General features: G+C 43.9%; 3 protein-coding genes. 2 read left to right on the top strand and 1 reads right to left on the bottom strand.

What is annotated here, in order from left to right; translation table 11 throughout:
- The first annotated feature begins 220 nt into the window (after positions 1 to 220).
- A complete protein-coding gene (locus F6J99_RS45075; RefSeq protein WP_293123960.1) occupies positions 221 to 388 on the top strand; it encodes a transposase family protein in 168 nt (55 codons plus the stop codon).
- Positions 385 to 1,107, top strand: coding sequence for an ISL3 family transposase (locus F6J99_RS45080; protein ID WP_293123963.1), 723 nt, complete (start codon positions 385 to 387; stop codon positions 1,105 to 1,107). Before F6J99_RS45075 ends, F6J99_RS45080 begins: the two co-directional genes overlap by 4 nt.
- A 1-nt stretch (position 1,108) precedes the next feature.
- Here the strand turns inward: F6J99_RS45080 and F6J99_RS45085 are convergent.
- Positions 1,109 to 1,293: hypothetical protein (locus F6J99_RS45085; protein ID WP_293123965.1), on the bottom strand; the 185-nt coding region annotated here is incomplete at its 5' end.

Here is a 1,293-nt window from a genome sequence, read left to right on the forward strand (position 1 = left end):
CAGGCGAGGGCGGCCGCAAAGGCGCTTTCCATATAGATCTGCAGAAGCGGTGCAATCGCGATCACCGGCGTGACCTGCAGGATCACCGCATAGGGGAAGAAGCTCATCTCGGCCCATTTCGACTGGGTGAACGCCACTGCCATTTGGTCGAGCGGTTTATCTGAGGGTTCCTCGGCGTCAATTCTATTGTTCAAATTGTCAGCGATATAGTACTGAAAGATTGAATTTTATCGACTGGAAGCGACGCCATACGTGTCGATATGAAGAAGACATTTATCAGCGAGTTCAGCAATCAAGTATGGAGCAGATTGGCCGAGAAGAAGGGGTAAGTTATGACGAGGTGAAAGGCATTTTTGACCATATTTATCGTAAAAAAAACCGGAATTGACCCCAACAAAACGACTCAGTATTGATGAAATTAGTATGCGCAAAGGACACCAAGACTTTGTGACGGTCGTCAGCGATATTGACGAGGGAACCTTGATTGAGGTAATCGACTCCCATCGGCAGGAGGATATCATTGAGGTGCTGACTCATCAGCCCCTTGAGTTTCGTCAATCGGTCGAGGAAGTCAGCGTAGATATGTGGGGTGGATTTCCTAAAGTCATCACCGAGGTGTTTCCCAATGCTCATATTGTATTTGACCGATTTCATGTGATGAAAGCCGTCAATCAAGAGTTAAATCAACTGCGATGGCAATTGGGAATTAAAGATCGAGGCAGCAAATATTTATTACTTCGAAATGGAGCGGACTTAACGGATGAACAGAAACAGGACCTAGAGGCCATCTTGATTCGGTCTGAATGTCTGCGCATGGCCTATGAGATGAAAGAGGATTTAAGAGAAATTTATGAAACCCATCAGACGCTTAAAGCTGGAGCAAAGAAACTGAGAAAATGGCTGCGAACCGCCCAATTATTTTTTGTTGAATCGACTCAAACAATTTGGAATCATTTCGAGGGAATTTGCAACTATTTCAAGCATCGCACCACGAGTGGTGCCATGGAAGGAATCAACAATCGTATTAAACTAATTAAGCGGCAAGGATACGGCTTTTCCAACTTTGAAAACTTTCGCGCTAGACTATTAGCCTGCTTCAATAATTAGGTCAAGTTATCACCACAAGTCCAGGAGAGCCCCCTATATCTCTAAGCAGTTCAGTTGCTTGGTAATCTCCACCATTAAGAATAGTTGTAACAAGCTTTTGTCCATTTTCAAATTGAATTTCGTTAAGAGTATTTGCAATTGATGATGCAGCATTAGCTTCAGTAATGCTGAAAAGACCACTTGGAA

The sequence above is a fragment of the Moorena sp. SIO4G3 genome (genome assembly GCF_010692305.1).
Classification (GTDB): domain Bacteria; phylum Cyanobacteriota; class Cyanobacteriia; order Cyanobacteriales; family Coleofasciculaceae; genus Moorena; species Moorena producens_A.